An 18,672-nucleotide genomic window follows, 5' to 3' on the forward strand; every position below is an offset into this window, starting at 1 on the left:
TCTTTGATGATGTCGCGCTATGCCGCCCGTTTCAGCCGCCTCTCTTCATCTCTTCGATTATCCTCCTTCGCCACCATGCGGTGAGGCGTTCGTACGCTCACTGTTAGGCATGATTAAAAATAGAGTTTTACTCTGATTTTACTGATGTCTATCGGATGGTGCTGGCTCCAGTTTATCCATTCTTCACCTACAGTTATGGCTGTAGGGATCGTGCGCTTGGCGTTATCGATCGGGCATTGTGATTGGTCGGGATTGTTATCCCTGCGCCGTGTCTTCCGGGCACGTACACTCATCCTTAACCGTTTGGGTTTGGTTAAATGAAACAGTTAAAAATTGCGGCTAATGCGGCGCTTGCCGGCCGTTTAATCACGGGGCGTGAAATTGTTGCGCTAAGTCAGACCGACTTTACCGATGTGGCGGCCGTGGTGGTCTCTATTGAGGAAGCGCGCTGCGGGATCCTGTCGTTATTGCATCATACCGGTTTTACCATTCCGGCTTTCGTCGTGCCGAATAATGACGCGGACTCCCCGTCTGATATGTTGCCGGCCGGCAGCGCGTGGTTGCCGCTGGACGACGCCGGGGAGCATGCCGCCGTGCTGGAGAGCGCGGCGCAGGCGTATCAGGACACGATGCTGCCGCCGTTTTTCGATACCCTGATCAAGTATGTCGATATGGCGAACACCACCTTCGCCTGCCCGGGGCATCAGGGCGGTCAGTTTTTTCGTAAGCACCCGGCGGGGCGGCAATTTTTTGATTTTTACGGCGAAAATATTTTCCGTTCGGATATTTGCAATGCCGATGTCAAGCTGGGCGACCTGCTGATCCACGAGGGCGCCGCCAAGAAAGCGCAGAAATTCGCCGCCCGCGTGTTCAATGCGGATAAAACCTATTTTGTGCTTAACGGCACCTCCGCCGCCAATAAAGTGGTGACCAATGCGCTCCTGACCCGCGGCGATTTGGTGCTGTTCGATCGCAACAATCATAAATCCAATCATCACGGCGCGCTGATCCAGGCCGGGGCAACGCCGGTTTATCTGGAAACGGTGCGCAACCCGTTCGGCTTTATCGGCGGGATCGACGCGCACTGTTTCGATGAAGCCTATTTACGTCGGCTGGTGAGAGAAGTCGCGCCGCAACGCGCCGATGTGCCGCGTCCGTTTCGTCTGGCGGTGATCCAGCTCGGCACCTATGACGGCACGATCTACAACGCGCGTCAGGTGGTTGATAGCATCGGTCACCTGTGCGACTACATCCTGTTTGATTCCGCCTGGGTGGGGTACGAACAGTTTATTCCCATGATGGAGCAGTGCTCGCCGCTGTTGCTGGATCTGAATGAAAACGATCCGGGCATTTTTGTCACCCAATCGGTGCATAAACAGCAGGCGGGATTTTCGCAAACTTCGCAGATACATAAGAAAGATACTCACATCAAAGGGCAGCGGCGTTTCTGCAACCATAAGCGCTTTAACAATGCGTTTATGCTGCACGCCTCCACCAGCCCGTTCTACCCGCTGTTCGCCGCGCTGGATGTCAATGCCAAAATGCATGAGGGCACCAGCGGGCGTCGCCTGTGGCTGGAGTGTGTGAAAACCGGCATCGAGGCGCGTAAACAGCTGCTGGCGCGCTGTGATTTGATTCAGCCGTTTGTGCCGCCCAGAGTAGCGGGGATCCCGTGGCAGGATCACGACACGGACATTATTGCCCATGACGTGCGCTTCTTTAATTTTGAGCCGGGCGAAAGGTGGCACGCCTTTGACGGCTATGCCCAGGACCAGTATTTTATCGATCCCTGCAAACTGCTGTTAACCACGCCGGGCATTGACGCGGCCAGCGGCGAATATACCGACTTCGGCATTCCGGCGACCATTCTGGCGAACTACCTGCGCGAGCACGGCATCATCCCTGAAAAGTGCGATCTGAACTCGATCCTGTTCCTGCTGACGCCGGCGGAAGACAGCATCAAAATGCAGCGCCTGGTTGAGGCCATCGTCTATTTCGAGCAGCTTATAGCCCGGGACGCGCCCTTGAGCGAGGTTCTGCCGAGCCTGTATCAGAAATATGAACGGCGCTATCAGGGCTATACGCTGCGTCGGCTGTGTCAGGAGATGCATGATTTTTACGCCGGCCACAGGGTAAAAGACCTGCAAAAAGCGATGTTCCGCAAAGACTCGTTTCCGCCGGCGGAGATGCTGCCGCAGGAGGCAAACAGCGCCTTTGTGCGCGGCAATATTGAGCTGGTGCCGATAGCTGAAATTGCCGGCCGCATCGCGGCGGAAGGGGCCTTGCCTTATCCGCCGGGCGTGCTGTGCGTGGTGCCGGGGGAAGCGTGGGGCGGGGCGGTGCAGCGTTATTTTCTGGCGCTGGAAGCCGGGATCAACCTGCTGCCGGGATTTTCGCCCGAACTGCAAGGGGTTTACAGCGTCGCGGAGGAAAACGGCGCTAAACGTCTTTATGGCTACGTGATCGAACGGTAAAAGCAGCAGGCCCGGTTCTCCGGGCCTGCTGCTTTGCGCCGCGCCGTCAGACGGCGGCTGACTCCTGTTCCTGCGCTTCCGCTTCGCGGGGTTGGCTCGCCTTCCGCTTGCGCAGTCCCAGCCATCCGGCAACCAGCATCAGTCCCAGAACGGGGAGGGAGGCGATAGTCCAGGTGCCGTTGGGGTAGTCAAACGCCATCAGCACCAGAACGCCAAGCAGAAACGCCAGCGTCAGCCACGAGGTTACCGGCGCGCCGGGCATTTTGAAGGAAACCGGCTGCGCCTTGCCCAGGCGGATCGCCTTACGCAGCTTCATCTGGCAGACGATGATAAAGCCCCACGAGGAGATAATACCCAGCGAGGAGACGTTCAGCACAATTTCAAATACCTGAGACGGCACGATGTAGTTCAGGAACACGCCGATAATATGAATGCTCACGGTGATTAAAATGCCGGCATAAGGCACGGACTGGGCGCTCATCCGGGTCAGAAACTTGGGCGCGGAGCCGCCCTGCGCCAGGGAGCGCAGGATCCGGCCGGTGGAATACAGGCCGGAGTTCAGGCTGGAGAGCGCCGCCGACAGCACCACAATATTCATAATGGTGCCGATATAGGGCACGCCCAGCTTGCTGAAGAAGGTCACGAACGGGCTTTGCCCCGCCTGATAGGCATTCCACGGCAGCAGGCAGACCAGCAGAACAATCGAGCCGACATAAAACAGCCCGATGCGCCAAATAACGCTATTTACCGCTTTCGGCAGCACCGTTTGCGGATCTTTACACTCACCGGCGGTAATGCCGATGATTTCAACCCCGGCGAAGGCAAAAATAACCCCCTGAATCAGCACCAGCGCGGGCAACAGGCCGTGGGGAAAGAAACCGCCGTTATCGGTGATTAGGTGGAAGCCCGTCGGGTTGCCGTCCAGCGGATTGCCCATTCCAAGGTAGACCGTACCGACAATCAGAAACAGGGAAATGGCCGCCACTTTAATCAGGGCGAACCAGAACTCCATTTCGGCAAACCATTTCACGCCGATCAGGTTCATCAGGGTGACAATCGATAAGGCGCCCAGCGCAAAGGTCCACTGCGGTACATCGGCGAAGGTTCCCCAATAGTGCATGTAGAGCGCCACCGCGGTGATATCCACGATGCCCGCCATCGCCCAGTTGAGGAAATACATCCAGCCCGCCACGTAAGAGGCTTTTTCACCTAAAAACTCACGGGCATAGGAGACGAAGCTGCCGCTGGTGGGACGATGGACGATCAGTTCGCCCAGCGCGCGCAGAATGAAAAAAGAGAAGATGCCGCAGGTCAAATAGACCAGCGCCAGCGCCGGGCCCGCCATCTGTAACCGCGCGCCGGCGCCGAGAAAAAGACCGGTGCCGATGGAGCCGCCAATGGCGATCATCTGAACGTGACGATTGCCCAAGCTTTTGTGATAACCCTTTTCGTGTGAATCCAGCCAACGTCTTTGGTTTGTATCCTGTCCACTACCTGTCTTTTTGCATTGCGTCATTACTTGCCTGTATTCCTGTCAGTCATTTGCCGAGATGAGTTATAGCTATGCGTATTTTTGAACCTGAATAGACCATGTCATTTTTATGGTTTTTATAAATATAGTCAGCATGGCGTTAAAGGACGGCAGTGATGCTACCTTTTATCGGCAAAGGTAGCAAAAAATGCGTTTATAGCAGGATGGAAAAGCGGGAAATACTGGGATGGACGGAAAGGAACAGCGGTCAGCGAGCGTCTGGCGCTCGCTGACCGCTGCCGGCCGGTTTACTCGCTTTTCTTTTGTCCGTCGGCGTCGTCCGCGGAGGCCGTCGCCAGCAGGGTTTCGATTTCCGCCAGGCCGGCGGCATAGGGCGCGCGCATACGCAGATTGAATTCACCGCCCGGGCTCTGCACCACCACCGCCTTGGCATGGCTGAAACGACGGAAACCGTGGATGCCGTGGTAGGCGCCTATTCCCGATGCGCCCACGCCGCCGAATGGCACGCTCTCGACCGAGGCGTGGGTCATCACGTCGTTGATCACCAGCGCGCCGGAGGTGGTGCGTTCGCCAAACCGCCGTTGACGCAGCGCATCCTGACCGAAGTAATAGGCGGCCAGCGGACGCGGATGCGCATTGATATAGTCCAGCGCTTCGTCAACCTGGCGATAAGTCTTGATCGGCAGAACCGGACCGAAGATTTCCTCCTGCATTACCAGCATCTCGTCGGTAACGTCGAGCACCAGCGTCGGCGCCATTTTGCGGGTTTGCGCATCGGCGTTGACTTCGTTTTCCGGCTCCAGCCCGATGACCGTGGCGCCCTTGGCGCGCGCGTCGTCCAGCAGACCCTGGAGACGCTGGAAGTGGCGATCGCTGACCATAGCGGTGTAGTCCGGATTACCCTGTATCGTCGGGAAGGTCCGGGCGATAAAACGGCGCGCGTGTTCCACAAAGGCATCGCGGGCGTCTTCAGGCAGCATGACGTAGTCGGGAGAAATACAGATCTGGCCGGCGTTGAAGGTCTTGATCGTCAGCACGCGCTCGACGGCTACCTGCACATCGGCATCGGTATCGAGCACCACCGGCGACTTGCCGCCCAGCTCCAGCGTCACCGGCACCAGGTTTTCGGCCGCGGCGCGCATCACATGGCGGCCGACGCCGGTGCTGCCGGTGAATACCAGATGGTCGAAAGCCTGCGCGCTGAAGGCCGCGCCCACGTCGGCATCGCCGAGCACCGTGGTCAGTTCCAGCGGTTCGAAATAGCGGGCAATCAGTTCGGCCAGCAGTTCAGCGGTGCGCGGGGTCAGCTCGGACGGCTTGATCAACGCGCGGTTGCCGGCGGCAAATACCCCCGCCAGCGGGCTGAAAGCCAGATTGAGCGGAAAGTTCCACGGGCTGATGATGCCGACCACGCCCAGGGGCTGGTACTGTACGCGGGCCTGCATTCCAGGGGCCGGGGCCGGCTGCTCGTCGGCCTGCATCCATTGCTGCAGATTTTCCGCGGCGTACTGCAACGCGTCGACGGCGGACAGTACGTCGGCCAACAGGGTTTGATAGGGGCTGCGATGACCGTAGTCGGCGCTGATCGCCGCCGCCAGTTCCCGGTGGTGCCGGGTAAGCAGCTGCGCGGCGCGGGTCAGACGGTCGCGACGCAACTCGGCGCTGGCCGGACCGTCCTGAATGTGCGCCTGTTTCATCGTGGCGACGGTTGCGGCCAGCGTTGCTGCGGTAACGGAAGCGTTCATCGGTGACTCCAAAAAGTATTGCATGGGGAAATGGCCGCTCAAGACAGCTGTTTGAGTAAGGCCTCGGCCACCGCTTCGGAGCTGGCGGGGTTCTGCCCGGTAATCAAATGACCGTCGATGACGACGTGGGGTTGCCAGTCGGCGCCTTTCTCATACCGGCCGCCCTGACGTTTGAATTCGTCTTCAATCAGGAACGGCACCACGTTGCTCAACTGCACCGCCTCTTCCTCACTGTTGGAGAAGCCGGTGACCTTACGCCCTTTGACCAGGGGCTGACCGTCGGCGGCGCGCACGCGGCGCAGTGCGCCCGGCGCGTGGCAGACCAGCCCGAGCGGCTTGCCGGCGCGATCGAAGGCTTCAATCAGCGCGATCGAGTCTGCGTCTTCGGCCAGATCCCACAGCGGGCCGTGGCCGCCGGGATAAAATACGGCGTCGAAATCCGCTTCGCGCACATCGGCCAGTTTGCCGGTGTTGGCCAGCGCCCGTTGCGCCTGAGGATCCTTACGGAAACGCTCGGTGGCGGCGGTCTGCGCTTCCTGCTCGTCGCTCTTGGGGTCCAGAGGCGGTTGACCGCCCAGCGGCGAAACCAGCGTCAGATTCGCGCCGGCGTCCTTGAACACGTAGTAAGGGGCGGCGAATTCCTCCAGCCAGAAACCGGTTTTTTGGCCGGTATCGCCAAGGCGGTCGTGTGAGGTGAGAACAATCAAAATATTCATATCAACAATTCCTTGGGGTTGAATTTCACAGAGCAGCATCAAGGCGAGCGGGTGTCAGCCACGCTACCCGTCGGGTCGAGCAGTAATTCGGTGGTCGCCAACGCTTGCCGCAGCGGCGCCGGGTCTTGATTCAGTTTAGACAGTAGGGCGGAGCCCAGCCAGAGCTGGTACAACGTCTGGGCGGTAGCCTGCGGCGCCTGCGCCGAGCGCAGCGAGCCGTCGCGCTGGCCGTCCGCCACCGCTGCGGCAATACGCGCCACCAGAAGCGTTACGCCATCGCACAGGATCAGACGCATGTCCTCGGACAGGTCGGCGATTTCGGCGGCGAGCTTGACCACCAGGCACTGCTCGGCCCAGCCGCCCAGCAGCGGATCGTCGATCCACGCCGTCCAGTAGCGCATCAGGCGCTCGCGCCCGCTGCCGGCGTCTGGCGCCAGCAACAGGTCCAGGCGCCGTTGATAATCGCTGACGTACTGCTCCAGCAGTTCGCAGCCGAATTGCTCCTTGGACGGGAAGTAGTGATAGAACGAGCCTTTGGGCACGTTGCAGGCGTCGAGTATTTCCTTCAGACCCACCCCGCTAAACCCCTTGCGCAGCACCAGCTTGCGACCGGTGTCGAGGATATGTTGGCGGGTGAGTTCCGCTTTGCGTGTCGTTTTCATGCGCCTACCCTATATTGTAATAGACCGGTCGTCTACAAAATAATGACTGGCTTATTTGGTGCCCTGTGCGTCAGCGCAGGCTGGGCCAGCCGAGGATCATTTTCGCACATAAGAGGTACTGAATAGCGTTTCAGGTCGCGCGTGACGGGCGCGCTCGGTAAAAAGACGCTGTTTGTTTCTCTTTAAGAGAGGCTAATCCCTGCTTACTTGTACCGCCGCATCTTCTTCCGCCTGGCGCAGAATCGCTTTGGCGACCCATTGGGTTACGTCCTGAATGGCGTCGTCATCCAGATCCCAGATATCTTTTAAAACCAGAAAGACTTCTGAGCCATAAATCAGAGACAAAGCATGGATAACGCGCTGCCGGGACTCCGCAGGGATTTTTCCTTCCAGTGGTTCAGTGGCTATTTTCAGCAGACGTTTACGGTTGCCGCGCTGCAGTTTTTCGTCATGAGGGCTATTTGAACGACGATCGGCCCATTGTTGGAGAGAAAGCAGTAGCGCTGCGCGTAAAGCGCCTTCATGTTCCAACATCCGCGGATAAGCAAATTGCAACAGTTCGGCAACCCGCTGTTTAGCGTCTGGCTGTGTGGGATGCCACGCGAGTATTGGGCCGAGACTCTCGTCGACGACGGCAGAAACCAGCGCGCTTTGCGTTGGGAAATAACGGTAGGCCGTAGCGCGTGAAACCTGTGCCGTTATGGCGACGTCGGTAATGGAAGGAAATATGCCCTGGTCAAACATTATCATGGCTGTATCGATCAGCAGGCGACGGGTTCGTGCCCGCGTTGATGTCAGTTGACTATCCCGTTCAATCACATAGACCTCATTATTGCATGTTGCTGGCTGGAAAGTTTCAGGCGTGGCTGCTGTTGCTGGAACTATAACAAAATGAACAGTTCATGTGTTACGGCAAGCTTTTTTCGATTAGAGGCGGAGTGATTTGCTTTATTATGAGACTTTCGTCTCATTTGATATTCTAATGAATTGCATTTTTGATACTATAGTCTCATTATGATTACAAGTTAATCTCATGGCGTCTGGTTTTTTCATGATTTATATCTATATCAGCAGGTTAATATTATCTGCTCATGGTGGGGAACATACCTTATGGGAAAGGAAGTCGGCAGTATTTATATTGCAACAACATCAGATACTAAAGGAAATGAGCAGATTTATGTTCGCGATCTGATCGCGGCAACCGGTCTGAAAACAGTTACGGTGGATCTGTCGACCAAGCCGCTTGCGACAAGTCGGGCGGATATTCGCGCTGAAACCGTCGCCGCCTGTCATCCACAGGGGGCAACGGCGGTATTTTGTGGAGACAGGGGGCGGGCTATCAATGCCATGGCCGTGGCGTTTGAGCATTTTATATTATCGCGTAATGATGTCGCCGCGCTGCTTGGACTGGGTGGCTCCGGCGGAACGGCGCTGATTACCCCCGCGATGCAGGCGCTGCCGATTGGTTTACCGAAGGTGATGGTCTCCACGATGGCATCGGGCGATATTTCCGGCTACATCGGCGCCAGCGATATCAGCATGCTGTATTCCGTTACCGATGTTGCCGGCCTGAACCGTATTTCCCGCCAGGTACTAGGCAATGCCGCTCATCAGATTGCCGGAGCCGTGAAGTTTCAGATACGGGAACGTCAGGATGATAAGCCTGCGATAGGCCTGACCATGTTTGGCGTCACCACGCCTTGTATTCAGGCGGTCAGCAAGGCGCTGGAAAATGAGTTCGATTGCCTGGTATTTCATGCTACCGGTAGCGGCGGCAAGGCAATGGAAAAGTTAGTGGACAGCGGTTTGCTTGCCGGCGTGCTCGATCTGACCACTACCGAAGTGTGCGATCTGTTATTTGACGGCGTATTGGCCTGTGCTCCAGAGCGTTTCGATGCGATAGCCAAAACGCGGATTCCCTACGTGGTTTCCTGCGGGGCGCTGGATATGGTGAATTTTGGCGCGCCGGACAGCGTGCCGGAAAAGTATGCCGATCGTTTGTTTTATAACCACAACGCGCAGGTCACGCTAATGCGTACCACGATTGAAGAAAATGTGGCGATGGCGCAGTGGATTGGTGAAAAGCTCAATCGTTGTGAAGGCGAGGTGAGATTTTTAATTCCCGAGCAAGGGTTCTCCGCGCTGGATGCGGCGGACCAGCTTTTCTGGGATCCACAAGCGCGTGAGGCTTTTATACAGACGCTGGAAAGCGTGGTTCTGCAGACTGAAAAACGGCAGCTTATCCGTCTGCCGTTCCATATTAACGATCCTTTATTCGCCTGCGCCGCCGTTGATGCGTTCAGAGCGATATTTAAATAACAGGGGGAAAATTATGCCAGGTATTAGTCGCCAGCAGTTGTTGGTGAAATTTCGAAATATGATCGCTCGCCGGGAACCGATTATTGGCGGTGGGGCAGGTACCGGACTTTCCGCGAAATGTGAAGAGGCCGGAGGGATTGATTTGATCGTGATTTACAACTCGGGTCGCTATCGTATGGCTGGGCGCGGTTCGCTGGCTGGGCTGCTGGCTTACGGTAACGCTAATGAGATTGTGGTCGATATGGCGAAGGAAGTGTTGCCGGTAGTCAAGCATACGCCAGTTCTGGCGGGGGTTAACGGTACGGACCCGTTCTGCCAGTTCGATAAATTTCTGGATGACCTGAAAGCGTTGGGATTTTCCGGCGTGCAGAACTTCCCGACCGTCGGTCTGATTGATGGTAACTTCCGCGCCAATCTGGAAGAAACGGGAATGGGATACGCGTTGGAAGTCGATATGATCCGTCTGGCGCATGAGAAGGATATGCTGACCACGCCTTACGTATTCAGCGCTGAAGACGCGGCAGCGATGACTAAAGCCGGTGCGGACATCATTGTTCCCCATATGGGGCTAACCACCGGCGGCAATATCGGTGCGGAAACCGCGCTTAAGCTGGCCGATTGCGTACCCTTGATCAATCAATGGGCGGAAGCCGCAAAAGCCGTTCGCAGCGATGTGATCGTATTGTGTCACGGCGGGCCGATTTCTACGCCGGAAGACGCTCAGTACATCATGGATCACTGTCCGCATTGCGATGGATTCTACGGAGCCAGCTCAATGGAGCGGTTGCCGACGGAAACGGCATTAACCGCCACAACCAAACAATTCAAAAACATCAAGCGTTAACTTTTTGACACCCATTGGCGTCAATACCAGGGGAAACACCCACTCGGCCAGCATAGTTGCTGGCCGAATTTTTTGTCATGCGTATATTCAGCGTTTGCACACCCGCTAGCGGCGATAATTTTTCTGCGCGGTATTCACTTTGTACAGATAACGCCGCGACTCGCCCGACGGATGTTTGGTGGTCAGCGTGTCGTATACCTCGCCCGGCGACATATTGTTGATAACGCTTACCGCGCGGCTTCTGTCGCTGGAGAACACCCGCAGTACGCTGCCCGCGCCCCCGTTATAGGCGGTGATCACGGCATAGCGGCGCGAGGTGGGGTTGGCGATGCCGGCCAGATAGCTGTTCTTCAGAATCGACAGATAGGCGGTGCCCGCATCGATGTTGTTTTCCGGATCGAACAGATAGCTGCGGCTCGGCTGCCCCCATTTCCCTTTCATTTTGAACACGTCGCGGCCGGCGCTGTGCTGCACCACCTGCATCAGCCCCAGGGCGTCGGAACGGCTTACCGCATAGGGGTTGAAGCTGGATTCCGTCTGCATGATGGCCAGGATCAGCGACTCTTCAATGCCATAGCGCTCGGCGGCCTTACGCACCAGCGGCAGATATTTGTGCGCGCGTTGGTCCAGATGGTTGGGAACCAGCTGAATAGTGACGGACCAGATAACGTGCAGCCCGGAAGTGCGTCTCTGCAGCCGGTTTTGCAGCAGGTAATCGGCAAAGCTGGCGGCGCGCCCTTCCCAGCGGATGGCCTGGCCGGTGTTATCCAGCACCTGGCCGTACAGCATCGGCTCCCGGCTGATCTGGATGTCGTTGGCGTCGGAATAGAGGTCGGTGTTGCTGGCGTCGTCTCCCATCAGCAGGGTGGTGATAATCGCCTGACGCAGGCTGGCGGTGGAGTCCGTCGGCGCAATGGTTTCAATGGTGATGGTGCCGGCATCGAAGTTGATGTGGCTGCGGGTCTGATATTGAGCGGTATATTTTACGTAGTCTTTCGGCCCGGCAATCAGCACCTCGTTTATGCCCCAGATATTCTCGATATTATGGGCGAACTGCCCCATCAGAATATCAAAAGCGTTGGTATCCTTGATAAATTCTTCATTGTCGGTGCTGCTTTTGTTTCCCGAACAGGAAACCAGTAACGGTGCGATAACCAGCAGAGCTAAAATTTTCTTCATATAATAAAGCCGTGTCGGGAATAAGGACGCAAAAGGGCCGTCAGGCCCTGCAATATCAATGACTCGGAGGCGTATAACCTTCGATATGTACGTCCTTACCTTCAAACAGGAACTTGATCATTTCCTGTTCCAGCAGCTTGCGATCTTCGACGTTCATCATGCTGAGTTTCTTCTCGTTAATCAGCATGGTTTGCTTGGTTTGCCACTGCGCCCAGGCTTCTTTGGATATTTCGTTATAGATGCGTTTGCCCAGTTCGCCCGGATAGAGCTGAAAGTCCTGCCCTTCGGCTTCGCGCTGTAAAAAAGTACAAAAAATCGTTCTGCTCATGCTTCTTCCTCATCAATGGCGCAGGAATTCAATAGTGTCGGCTGGGGCCGGGCTAACTCGCGCAGCAGGCGTTCGACCGGGGCGGCCAGTCCGACGGAAGGCGGCTGCGCTAAGTTATACCAGAGACCCGCGCCTTCATCCATGCAGGACTGTTGTTGTGAAACATTCAGCCATAACGGCACGATATCCAAATGAAAATGGCTGAACGTGTGACGGAAAGCCACCAGCTGTTGCAATCCGTCAGCGTTCAGACCACGGTGTTGCAGCCAGAGTTCCAATTCACCGCGTTCATCGAACTGCGGAAAGCAGAATAACCCGCCCCACAGGCCAACGGCGGGGCGCTGCCGCAGCCATATTTTTCCGCCCTGTTGCAGCAGCAAAAACCAGGCGGTTTTTTCCGGCAGCGTCTGTTTGGGTTTCTTGCCGGGATACTGCGCCCAGCTGTGATTGGCGTAGGCCATGCAGCCGGTATTGAGCGGGCAAAGCTCGCATTTGGGGCGGCTGCGGGTGCACACCATGGCGCCCAGATCCATCATCGCCTGATTAAACTGGCCGACGTCCTGTTGCGGGGTGACGTCTTCGCTGATGGCCCACAGCTTTTTTTCCACCTCTTTCTTGCCCGGCCAGCCGTCAACCGCGTAGCAGCGCGCGAGCACGCGCTTTACGTTGCCGTCGAGAATGGGGTAATGCTTCCCCAGCGACAGCGAGAGTATGGCGCCGGCGGTGGAGCGCCCGACGCCCGGCAGATCCGCCACCTCGTCGAAGGTAACCGGGAATTCGCCGCCGTGCCGGGCGACGATGGTCTGCGCCGCCTTGTGCAGATTACGGGCGCGGGCGTAATAGCCCAGCCCGGTCCACAGGTGCAGCACTTCGTCCAGCGGCGCGGCGGCCAGCGTTTTCACGTCCGGGAAGCGGGAAATAAAGCGTTGGAAATAGGGAATAACCGTGGTGACCTGCGTTTGTTGCAACATCACTTCGGACAGCCATACTTTATACGGCGTTTTCTCAAGCTGCCACGGCAGGGTTTTGCGGCCATAGCGTTGGTACCAGTTCAGCACCTGGTGCGCGAACCGTTGCGCTTGCATCATAAAAGGGATCACTATCCGGCAGGTAGAAAGTCTGACTGCGATTCCAGCACAGAGTGAATGAGCTGTAAACCGGAACTTTCCGAGGCGGCGCACTTGCTAAACCGCAGTATCCTTGCATAATGCGCGTTTCCTTAACGAAATCGGACAGACAGTAAACACTCTTTATGATTAATAACGTCATCTCTCCGGAATTTGATGAAAACGGACGCCCGCTGCGTCGTATCCGCAGTTTTGTTCGCCGTCAGGGACGGTTGACCAACGGACAACAGCAGGCGCTGGATAACTACTGGCCGGTGATGGGCGTGGAGTATCAGTCTGAACCGTTGGATATGGCGGCGCTGTTCGGCCGTGATGCGCCGCTGGTGCTGGAGATCGGCTTCGGGATGGGGGCGTCGCTGGTGACCATGGCGCGGCAGCATCCCGAGCAGAACTTCCTGGGGATTGAAGTGCATCTGCCCGGCGTCGGCGCCTGTCTCTCTTCCGCGCAGGAAGCGGGGATCGACAACCTGCGCGTGATGTGTCACGACGCGGTGGAGGTGCTGGAAACCATGATCCCCGATGGCGCATTGTCGATGGTGCAGCTGTTTTTCCCCGATCCGTGGCACAAGGCGCGCCACAACAAGCGGCGTATCGTGCAGACGCCGTTCGTCGAACTGGTGCTGGGCAAGCTGAAGGTAGGCGGGGTGTTTCATATGGCGACGGATTGGGAACCTTATGCGCAGCATATGCTCGAAGTGATGAGCGCCGTCGCGGCATATCGCAATCTTTCCGATAATAATGACTACGTTGCGCGGCCGGAATCACGTCCGCTGACAAAATTTGAAGTTCGCGGCCAGCGTTTAGGGCATGGTGTTTGGGATCTGATGTTTGAGAGGGTGAAATAATGGCGCAGGCTCGTAGCCGTCGTTTACGTAAAAAACTACATATTGATGAATTTCAGGAACTGGGATTCTCCGTCAGCTGGCGTTTCCCGGAGGGAACCGACGTTGCGGATATCGACCGTATGATGGACAAGTTCGTCGATGACGTGATTGAACCTAACGGTCTGGCGTTCGAAGGCAGCGGTTATCTGCAATGGCAGGGGTTAATCTGTCTGCAGAAGATCGGCCACTGCACCGACGAACACCGCCAACTGGTCGGCCGCTGGCTGGAAGAGCAGCAGCTGACGGAGGTTAACGTCAGCGATTTGTTCGACATCTGGTGGGATTTGCCCGAAGATCTGATCTAAGTCCCGCTCCGGCTGGGTCGCCTTGTCGTGACTCAGCCGTTTTCGCCCGTTCAGCGGGCGGAATGCTCCCTCATCCCCGCGGCCGTGGTGGTTTCCCTCAGGAGAAAATATGTTGCGTAAAATGACTCTGGGTTTATTGATGTTGCTATCCTGGCAGGTTCAGGCCGCGTATCAATGTAACGTTAATCCGCAGGACGATATTATCATCAGCCCGCAGCACGTGCGGGTGGTGGGCGCCAGCGGCAACTTGCAGATTTCGCCCGAGGGCGACATCGTGCGCAACGGCGCGCCGTTAACCCTTAACGCCGAGCAGCGCCAGCAAGCCAAAGCCTATCAGGCAGACCTGCGTCAACAGTTGCCCTGGATCGATCAGGGCGCGCAGCAGCATCTGGAAAAGGCGCGCGTGGCGTTGGATGGCGTTATCGTGCGGGAGCTGGGCAGCGACAGCAACGTCCGCAACCGGCTGACCACGCTGAACGGGCAGTTGAAACAGCAGATGAACCGCGTTATCGAGCATCGCAGCGACGGCCTGACGTTTCACCATCAGGCGATCAAACAGGTCGAGCAGGACGGCAAGCAAATCGTCGAGCAGAGCATGGGCGGCGTGCTGCAGGACAGCCTGAATGAAATGGGCGTAAAGCAGATGACCAGCGGCGGCAATCCGCTCCAGGCGATGATGGGCAACCTCGGCGGCCTGCAGAAAGCCATTCAGACCGAATGGAACAATCAGGAAATGGCGTTTCAGAACTTCGGCGACGAGGTGTGCGGCCGGGTTACCTCGCTGGAGAATCAGCGTAAAAGTTTGCTGCAAACGCTGAAGTAACGCCCCGTTATGCCCGCCTGCTGCCGCGGGGCTAACGGGGTGATTTACCCCGGGGATGGCGATGCTAGCATTCGCCGGGACGATGGAAAGATAGAGCGAAATCCAACGGGTTGTCGATTAAGGCGCCGGAATGGTAAAACGGCGGTGAATCGCTTCCAGTTCGTCCAGTATTTCCTGATCCAGGGTGAGTTCCAGACTGGCGAGGTTGGTTTGCAACTGCGCTACCGAGGTGGCGCCCAGCAGGGTGGTGGCGACGAACGGCTGCTGGCGGACGAAAGCCAGGGCCATCTGCGCCGCATCCAGACCGTGTTTCTGCGCCAGCGCCACGTACTCGGCGATAGCCTGTTCGGTATGCGGCGCGCTGTAGCGCACAAAGCGGCTGAACAGCGTATTCCGCGCGCCGGCGGGCCTGGCGCCGTTCAGGTATTTTCCGGTCAGCGTACCGAATGCCAGCGCCGAATAGGCCAGCAGTTCAACCCCTTCATGCTGGCTGATTTCCGCCAGACCGACTTCAAAGCCGCGGTTCAGCAGACTGTAAGGGTTCTGAATGGAAACGATGCGCGGCAGGTCGTGTTTTTCCGCCAGATGCAGATAGCGCATCACCCCCCACGGGGTTTCGTTGGACACGCCGATATAGCGGATTTTCCCGGCGCGCACCTGCTCATTCAGCGCCTCCAGCGTTTCCAGCAAGGTTACGGCGGGTTTTTCGTCGGTATATTGATAGCCCAGTTTACCGAAACAGTTGGTTTGCCGCTGCGGCCAGTGCAGTTGATATAAGTCGATGTAGTCGGTGTTCAGCCGAGTCAGGCTGGCGTCCAGCGCGTCACGGATATTTTTGCGATCCAGCGCCTGCTGCGCCCGGATCCCGCTGTCATTGCCGCGCGTCGGTCCGGCGACTTTGCTTGCCAGTATCAGTCTTTCCCGTCCGCCGCGGGATTTCAGCCAGGAACCAATATAGCTTTCGGTTAATCCCTGGGTTTCCGGGCGCGGCGGCACCGGGTACATTTCTGCTGTGTCAATCAGGTTAACACCTGCGGCAATGGCGTGATCCAATTGGGCATGAGCGTCAGCTTCGCTGTTTTGTTCGCCAAAGGTCATGGTGCCGAGGCCCAGAACACTCACTTCTAAAGAACTATGTGGAATACGGTGATATAGCATTGCCAGCTTCCTTTATGTCTGAGAATTGCAGATAAGCAGGCAGACGCCTGCTTATCTGAATTTGACTATAACCAAGCCGGGTCATGTGGGGAAGCGTCTTTATTGCATAGCGGCGGCGGGGACGTGCCCGCCGGATGTCCGAAGTGGAGAATCAGCGCTCGATGATCTGCGATATCTCATTGGTGTTAATCTGTTTTTTATTGCCCTGTTCGTCCACGTAGCTGAGCAGTCCGGTTTCTTCATCCAACTCCGGCTTACCCTGCGTCAGCAGCATCTGCCCGTCTTTGGTGGCCATGACATAGTGGCTGGAACAGCCGCCGAGGGTGAATAATAACGCCAGCATAACCGCCATTTTTATCTGTGTTTTCATCGTCTCTAACCTGTTTTCGACCGAAAAATTAAGGCCCATCCAGCACTGTATCAAATAGCCGGTAAGGATGATGTAGGAATAATGGAGAAAATTGCTCAAGAATCAGAGCGGCGGGCGGCGCTTGCGCCGCCCGCGAAGGGTTACTCGATGGTGTTGGCTTTCTTACCGCGCAGCAGATTCAGCGTTTCCACCGCCATGGAGAAGAACATCGCGAAGTAGATGTAGCCTTTGGGTACATGAATTTCGACGCTTTCCAGGATCAAGGTGAAGCCGACCAATATCAGGAACGACAGCGCCAGCATTTTGACTGACGGATGCCGTTCAACAAATTCGCCTATCGCCCGGGCGGAGAACATCATCACGCTCACGGCGATAATCACCGCCGCCATCATGATAAACAGATGGTCGGAAAGGCCGACCGCGGTAATCACGGAGTCCAGGCTGAAGATAATATCCAGCAGCATGATCTGCACGATCGCCCCAAAAAACGAATGCACCTGCGAGACGTGATCCGCCGAGCCGCCCTCTACCGTTTCGTGAATTTCCTTGCTCGACTTCCAGATCAGGAACAGTCCGCCGAAAAACAGGATCAGGTCGCGCAGGGAAATGTCATTGCCTAGTACGGTAAACAAAGGGTTCGTCAGGCGGATAACCCAGGCAATGGAGGCCAGTAGCCCCAGACGCATCAGCATGGCGCCCATAAGGCCGATGCGGCGTGCTTTATTTTGCTGAGCTTTGGGGAGTTTGGCGACAACCAACGACAGGAAAATAATGTTGTCGATACCAAGAACGATTTCCAGAATAGTCAGCGTTCCCAGTGCCAACCAGGCATTCGGATCAACAATCCAATCAAACATTGTATCAATGCACCTTAAACGAAATGTAAACGATATTATACGCCGCCATATTAGCGTGCAGGCAAGCGAAAGTGTGGCTGGTTACAGCAGAAAATGGCGCGCCAACAGGGGAGCGGTGAAGGTTTTCTTTAAGTAGAATCCACGGGGTAAGGTGAGAATCGGCTGCCCAAACTCACCAATCGCTTCCGTCAGGGCGCGGCTATTGGCCGCTTTGGGGCGTAATTGTAGCACTTCGCCGTGGCGGGCGGTGATACTTTCAACCCGGCCGAGGACGATCAGGTCCATCAGTTCTTCCCAGTCGCGGCGCAGCTGCTCTTCCTCTTCCCGGCTGGGACTCCAGATAAGCGGGGCGCCAATCCGCCGTGCGCCCAAAGGGATATGCCGCGAGCCTTCCACCGGGATCCACAGTACCCGCGCCAGTTTGTGCCGTACGTGGCTGCTTTCCCAGGTGACGCCGCTGTTGCCGGTGAGCGGGGCGACGCAGACGAAAGTGGTTTCCAGCGGTTTGCCCTGCTCGTCGATGGGAATGGTCTTCAACTCGATACCGATATCGGCGAAATCCTGCTCGGGCTTACTGCCGGCGCTGGCGCCCAGAAAACGCTCCAGCAGTATGCCGATCCAGCCCTTATCCCGTTTCAGATTCGCCGGCAGCGGCAGCTGCGCGATCGCCGCCAGTTCAGCCAGATTGTAGCCGGCAAGCGACCGGGCCCGCAGCAACAGTTCCTGTTCACTCTGCGGCGGCGTAGTGAAAACGGATGGTGAATTCATAAGTTATATAGCCTGATTTTTCCGTTCAAAAAAAACACAACGGGCGAAAAACATTAACGCACGGTCGGAGAACTTGTTGAAAGAATCGATAATAGCATGATTCATAGCGGTTTTTCCCAATGAGATCCTGTCGGCGGAATCTTATTTCGTAAACTGTGCACCTGTAGACGCCAACAATGAACAGGATCTTACACCAGGTTATCCACAGATTTCTTGGATAACCGGCATAAAGAAGCATTACTGGTTTGATTTACAGCCTTGACGTGGGCCGGTTTTGCTGTTTTTGCCGGTTTTTTGTCTGATGTATTGTCCGTGGTTGTGGATAAGGTCGGCATAGGACGATCTTTCGCCAGCGTTAAGGCAGGAATAATCCCGCCAGGATCTTTTACGGTGGTTTTGTGGTTGAAAACCTAATTAACATAATGAAAGTAAAAGATTATTTATTTGGATCTTAAAAGGGGTTCTTAACGGCCGGCAACAGGTTCCACTCACTTTTTCATGGGTTCTGCACAAAGATGTCCACAGAAATAGTGAATAAGCCGCCGGGATCGGCTTTTACATGTTTATAACTTTGATGCTATCTGTGGGTTATCGCGACTTTATTCGAAGGGGTACGGCCCC

The 18,672-nt window shown here is 56.4% G+C and carries 18 protein-coding genes; 6 read left to right on the forward strand and 12 right to left on the reverse strand.

Annotation, left to right across the window (positions count from 1 at the left end):
• Nucleotides 1–317 precede the first annotated feature (317 nt).
• Complete coding sequence (locus tag DDT56_RS14170) at nucleotides 318–2,474, forward strand: ornithine decarboxylase (RefSeq protein WP_136167089.1); 2,157 nt, start codon at nucleotides 318–320, stop codon at nucleotides 2,472–2,474.
• Between the two features lie 46 nt (nucleotides 2,475–2,520).
• On the opposite strand, the gene ansP is transcribed toward DDT56_RS14170, so the two are convergent.
• The 5 genes from ansP to DDT56_RS14195 form a co-directional block, all read right to left on the reverse strand.
• Nucleotides 2,521–3,990, reverse strand: a complete 1,470-nt coding sequence (gene ansP / locus DDT56_RS14175; RefSeq protein WP_136167090.1) for an L-asparagine permease — start codon at nucleotides 3,988–3,990, stop codon at nucleotides 2,521–2,523.
• A 263-nt stretch (nucleotides 3,991–4,253) separates the two neighbouring features.
• On the reverse strand, nucleotides 4,254–5,711 hold the full coding sequence (locus tag DDT56_RS14180) for a coniferyl aldehyde dehydrogenase (protein WP_136167091.1): 1,458 nt from the start codon (nucleotides 5,709–5,711) through the stop codon (nucleotides 4,254–4,256).
• A gap of 38 nt (nucleotides 5,712–5,749) precedes the next feature.
• A complete protein-coding gene (locus tag DDT56_RS14185; protein ID WP_136167092.1) occupies nucleotides 5,750–6,427 on the reverse strand; it encodes a type 1 glutamine amidotransferase domain-containing protein in 678 nt (225 codons plus the stop codon).
• Nucleotides 6,428–6,465: 38 nt separating this feature from the next.
• On the reverse strand, nucleotides 6,466–7,089 hold the full coding sequence (locus DDT56_RS14190; protein ID WP_136167093.1) for a TetR/AcrR family transcriptional regulator: 624 nt from the start codon (nucleotides 7,087–7,089) through the stop codon (nucleotides 6,466–6,468).
• Nucleotides 7,090–7,281: 192 nt separating this feature from the next.
• Nucleotides 7,282–7,908, reverse strand: a complete 627-nt coding sequence (locus DDT56_RS14195; RefSeq protein WP_136167094.1) for a TetR/AcrR family transcriptional regulator — start codon at nucleotides 7,906–7,908, stop codon at nucleotides 7,282–7,284.
• A gap of 291 nt (nucleotides 7,909–8,199) precedes the next feature.
• Here DDT56_RS14195 and DDT56_RS14200 point away from each other — a divergent pair, with 291 nt between their 5' ends.
• Together DDT56_RS14200 and DDT56_RS14205 are read left to right on the forward strand one after the other, a co-directional pair.
• A complete protein-coding gene (locus tag DDT56_RS14200) occupies nucleotides 8,200–9,408 on the forward strand; it encodes a Tm-1-like ATP-binding domain-containing protein (protein WP_136167095.1) in 1,209 nt (402 codons plus the stop codon).
• Between the two features lie 13 nt (nucleotides 9,409–9,421).
• On the forward strand, nucleotides 9,422–10,252 hold the full coding sequence (locus tag DDT56_RS14205; protein ID WP_136167096.1) for a phosphoenolpyruvate hydrolase family protein: 831 nt from the start codon (nucleotides 9,422–9,424) through the stop codon (nucleotides 10,250–10,252).
• A gap of 105 nt (nucleotides 10,253–10,357) precedes the next feature.
• Here the strand turns inward: DDT56_RS14205 and mltC are convergent, their stop codons facing one another.
• The 3 genes from mltC to mutY are packed head-to-tail and all read right to left on the reverse strand — an operon-like array spanning nucleotide 10,358 to nucleotide 12,847.
• Nucleotides 10,358–11,431, reverse strand: a complete 1,074-nt coding sequence (gene mltC / locus DDT56_RS14210) for a membrane-bound lytic murein transglycosylase MltC (RefSeq protein ID WP_136167097.1) — start codon at nucleotides 11,429–11,431, stop codon at nucleotides 10,358–10,360.
• Between the two features lie 55 nt (nucleotides 11,432–11,486).
• Nucleotides 11,487–11,759, reverse strand: coding sequence for an oxidative damage protection protein (locus DDT56_RS14215; RefSeq protein WP_009114200.1), 273 nt, complete (start codon nucleotides 11,757–11,759; stop codon nucleotides 11,487–11,489).
• Nucleotides 11,756–12,847 (reverse strand): A/G-specific adenine glycosylase, encoded by a 1,092-nt coding sequence (gene mutY / locus DDT56_RS14220; RefSeq protein ID WP_136167098.1) that lies wholly within the window; start codon nucleotides 12,845–12,847, stop codon nucleotides 11,756–11,758. Before mutY ends, DDT56_RS14215 begins: the two co-directional genes overlap by 4 nt.
• 164 nt (nucleotides 12,848–13,011) lie before the next feature.
• Here mutY and trmB point away from each other — a divergent pair, with 164 nt between their 5' ends.
• The 3 genes from trmB (at nucleotide 13,012) to DDT56_RS14235 (ending at nucleotide 14,898) form a co-directional block, all read left to right on the forward strand.
• Complete coding sequence (trmB, locus tag DDT56_RS14225; RefSeq protein ID WP_136167099.1) at nucleotides 13,012–13,731, forward strand: tRNA (guanosine(46)-N7)-methyltransferase TrmB; 720 nt, start codon at nucleotides 13,012–13,014, stop codon at nucleotides 13,729–13,731.
• The gene (locus tag DDT56_RS14230) at nucleotides 13,731–14,075 is read left to right on the forward strand and encodes a YggL family protein (protein WP_136167100.1); all 345 of its coding nucleotides are present in this window, start codon (nucleotides 13,731–13,733) and stop codon (nucleotides 14,073–14,075) included. Before trmB ends, DDT56_RS14230 begins: the two co-directional genes overlap by 1 nt.
• Nucleotides 14,076–14,184: 109 nt before the next feature.
• A complete protein-coding gene (locus DDT56_RS14235) occupies nucleotides 14,185–14,898 on the forward strand; it encodes a YggN family protein (protein WP_136167101.1) in 714 nt (237 codons plus the stop codon).
• Between the two features lie 117 nt (nucleotides 14,899–15,015).
• Here the strand turns inward: DDT56_RS14235 and DDT56_RS14240 are convergent, their stop codons facing one another.
• The 4 genes from DDT56_RS14240 to mutH all read right to left on the reverse strand — a co-directional run bounded on the left by DDT56_RS14240 (nucleotide 15,016) and on the right by mutH (nucleotide 18,051).
• Nucleotides 15,016–16,056, reverse strand: a complete 1,041-nt coding sequence (locus DDT56_RS14240; protein WP_136167102.1) for an NADP(H)-dependent aldo-keto reductase — start codon at nucleotides 16,054–16,056, stop codon at nucleotides 15,016–15,018.
• A 151-nt stretch (nucleotides 16,057–16,207) separates the two neighbouring features.
• Nucleotides 16,208–16,426, reverse strand: coding sequence for a YgdI/YgdR family lipoprotein (locus DDT56_RS14245; protein ID WP_136167103.1), 219 nt, complete (start codon nucleotides 16,424–16,426; stop codon nucleotides 16,208–16,210).
• 140 nt (nucleotides 16,427–16,566) lie between these two features.
• Nucleotides 16,567–17,283, reverse strand: coding sequence for a TerC family protein (locus tag DDT56_RS14250; RefSeq protein WP_136167104.1), 717 nt, complete (start codon nucleotides 17,281–17,283; stop codon nucleotides 16,567–16,569).
• Nucleotides 17,284–17,364: 81 nt separating this feature from the next.
• Complete coding sequence (gene mutH / locus DDT56_RS14255) at nucleotides 17,365–18,051, reverse strand: DNA mismatch repair endonuclease MutH (protein WP_136167105.1); 687 nt, start codon at nucleotides 18,049–18,051, stop codon at nucleotides 17,365–17,367.
• Between the last annotated feature and the right edge of the window lie 621 nt (nucleotides 18,052–18,672).

Origin of the sequence: Brenneria corticis, from assembly GCF_003115855.1 — a bacterium.
Lineage (GTDB): Bacteria > Pseudomonadota > Gammaproteobacteria > Enterobacterales > Enterobacteriaceae > Brenneria > Brenneria corticis.

What these genes read in the sequence shown, in the direction of transcription:
- mutY (WP_136167098.1), bottom strand. Translation starts at nt 12,847, where the DNA reads ATGATGCAAGCGCAACGGTTCGCGCACCAGGTGCTGAACTGGTACCAA.
- ansP (WP_136167090.1), bottom strand. Translation starts at nt 3,990, where the DNA reads ATGACGCAATGCAAAAAGACAGGTAGTGGACAGGATACAAACCAAAGA.
- DDT56_RS14185 (WP_136167092.1), bottom strand. Translation starts at nt 6,427, where the DNA reads ATGAATATTTTGATTGTTCTCACCTCACACGACCGCCTTGGCGATACC.
- DDT56_RS14170 (WP_136167089.1), top strand. Translation starts at nt 318, where the DNA reads ATGAAACAGTTAAAAATTGCGGCTAATGCGGCGCTTGCCGGCCGTTTA.
- DDT56_RS14235 (WP_136167101.1), top strand. Translation starts at nt 14,185, where the DNA reads ATGTTGCGTAAAATGACTCTGGGTTTATTGATGTTGCTATCCTGGCAG.
- mltC (WP_136167097.1), bottom strand. Translation starts at nt 11,431, where the DNA reads ATGAAGAAAATTTTAGCTCTGCTGGTTATCGCACCGTTACTGGTTTCC.
- DDT56_RS14205 (WP_136167096.1), top strand. Translation starts at nt 9,422, where the DNA reads ATGCCAGGTATTAGTCGCCAGCAGTTGTTGGTGAAATTTCGAAATATG.
- DDT56_RS14190 (WP_136167093.1), bottom strand. Translation starts at nt 7,089, where the DNA reads ATGAAAACGACACGCAAAGCGGAACTCACCCGCCAACATATCCTCGAC.
- DDT56_RS14250 (WP_136167104.1), bottom strand. Translation starts at nt 17,283, where the DNA reads ATGTTTGATTGGATTGTTGATCCGAATGCCTGGTTGGCACTGGGAACG.
- DDT56_RS14200 (WP_136167095.1), top strand. Translation starts at nt 8,200, where the DNA reads ATGGGAAAGGAAGTCGGCAGTATTTATATTGCAACAACATCAGATACT.
- DDT56_RS14215 (WP_009114200.1), bottom strand. Translation starts at nt 11,759, where the DNA reads ATGAGCAGAACGATTTTTTGTACTTTTTTACAGCGCGAAGCCGAAGGG.
- mutH (WP_136167105.1), bottom strand. Translation starts at nt 18,051, where the DNA reads ATGAATTCACCATCCGTTTTCACTACGCCGCCGCAGAGTGAACAGGAA.
- DDT56_RS14230 (WP_136167100.1), top strand. Translation starts at nt 13,731, where the DNA reads ATGGCGCAGGCTCGTAGCCGTCGTTTACGTAAAAAACTACATATTGAT.
- DDT56_RS14240 (WP_136167102.1), bottom strand. Translation starts at nt 16,056, where the DNA reads ATGCTATATCACCGTATTCCACATAGTTCTTTAGAAGTGAGTGTTCTG.
- trmB (WP_136167099.1), top strand. Translation starts at nt 13,012, where the DNA reads ATGATTAATAACGTCATCTCTCCGGAATTTGATGAAAACGGACGCCCG.
- DDT56_RS14180 (WP_136167091.1), bottom strand. Translation starts at nt 5,711, where the DNA reads ATGAACGCTTCCGTTACCGCAGCAACGCTGGCCGCAACCGTCGCCACG.
- DDT56_RS14245 (WP_136167103.1), bottom strand. Translation starts at nt 16,426, where the DNA reads ATGAAAACACAGATAAAAATGGCGGTTATGCTGGCGTTATTATTCACC.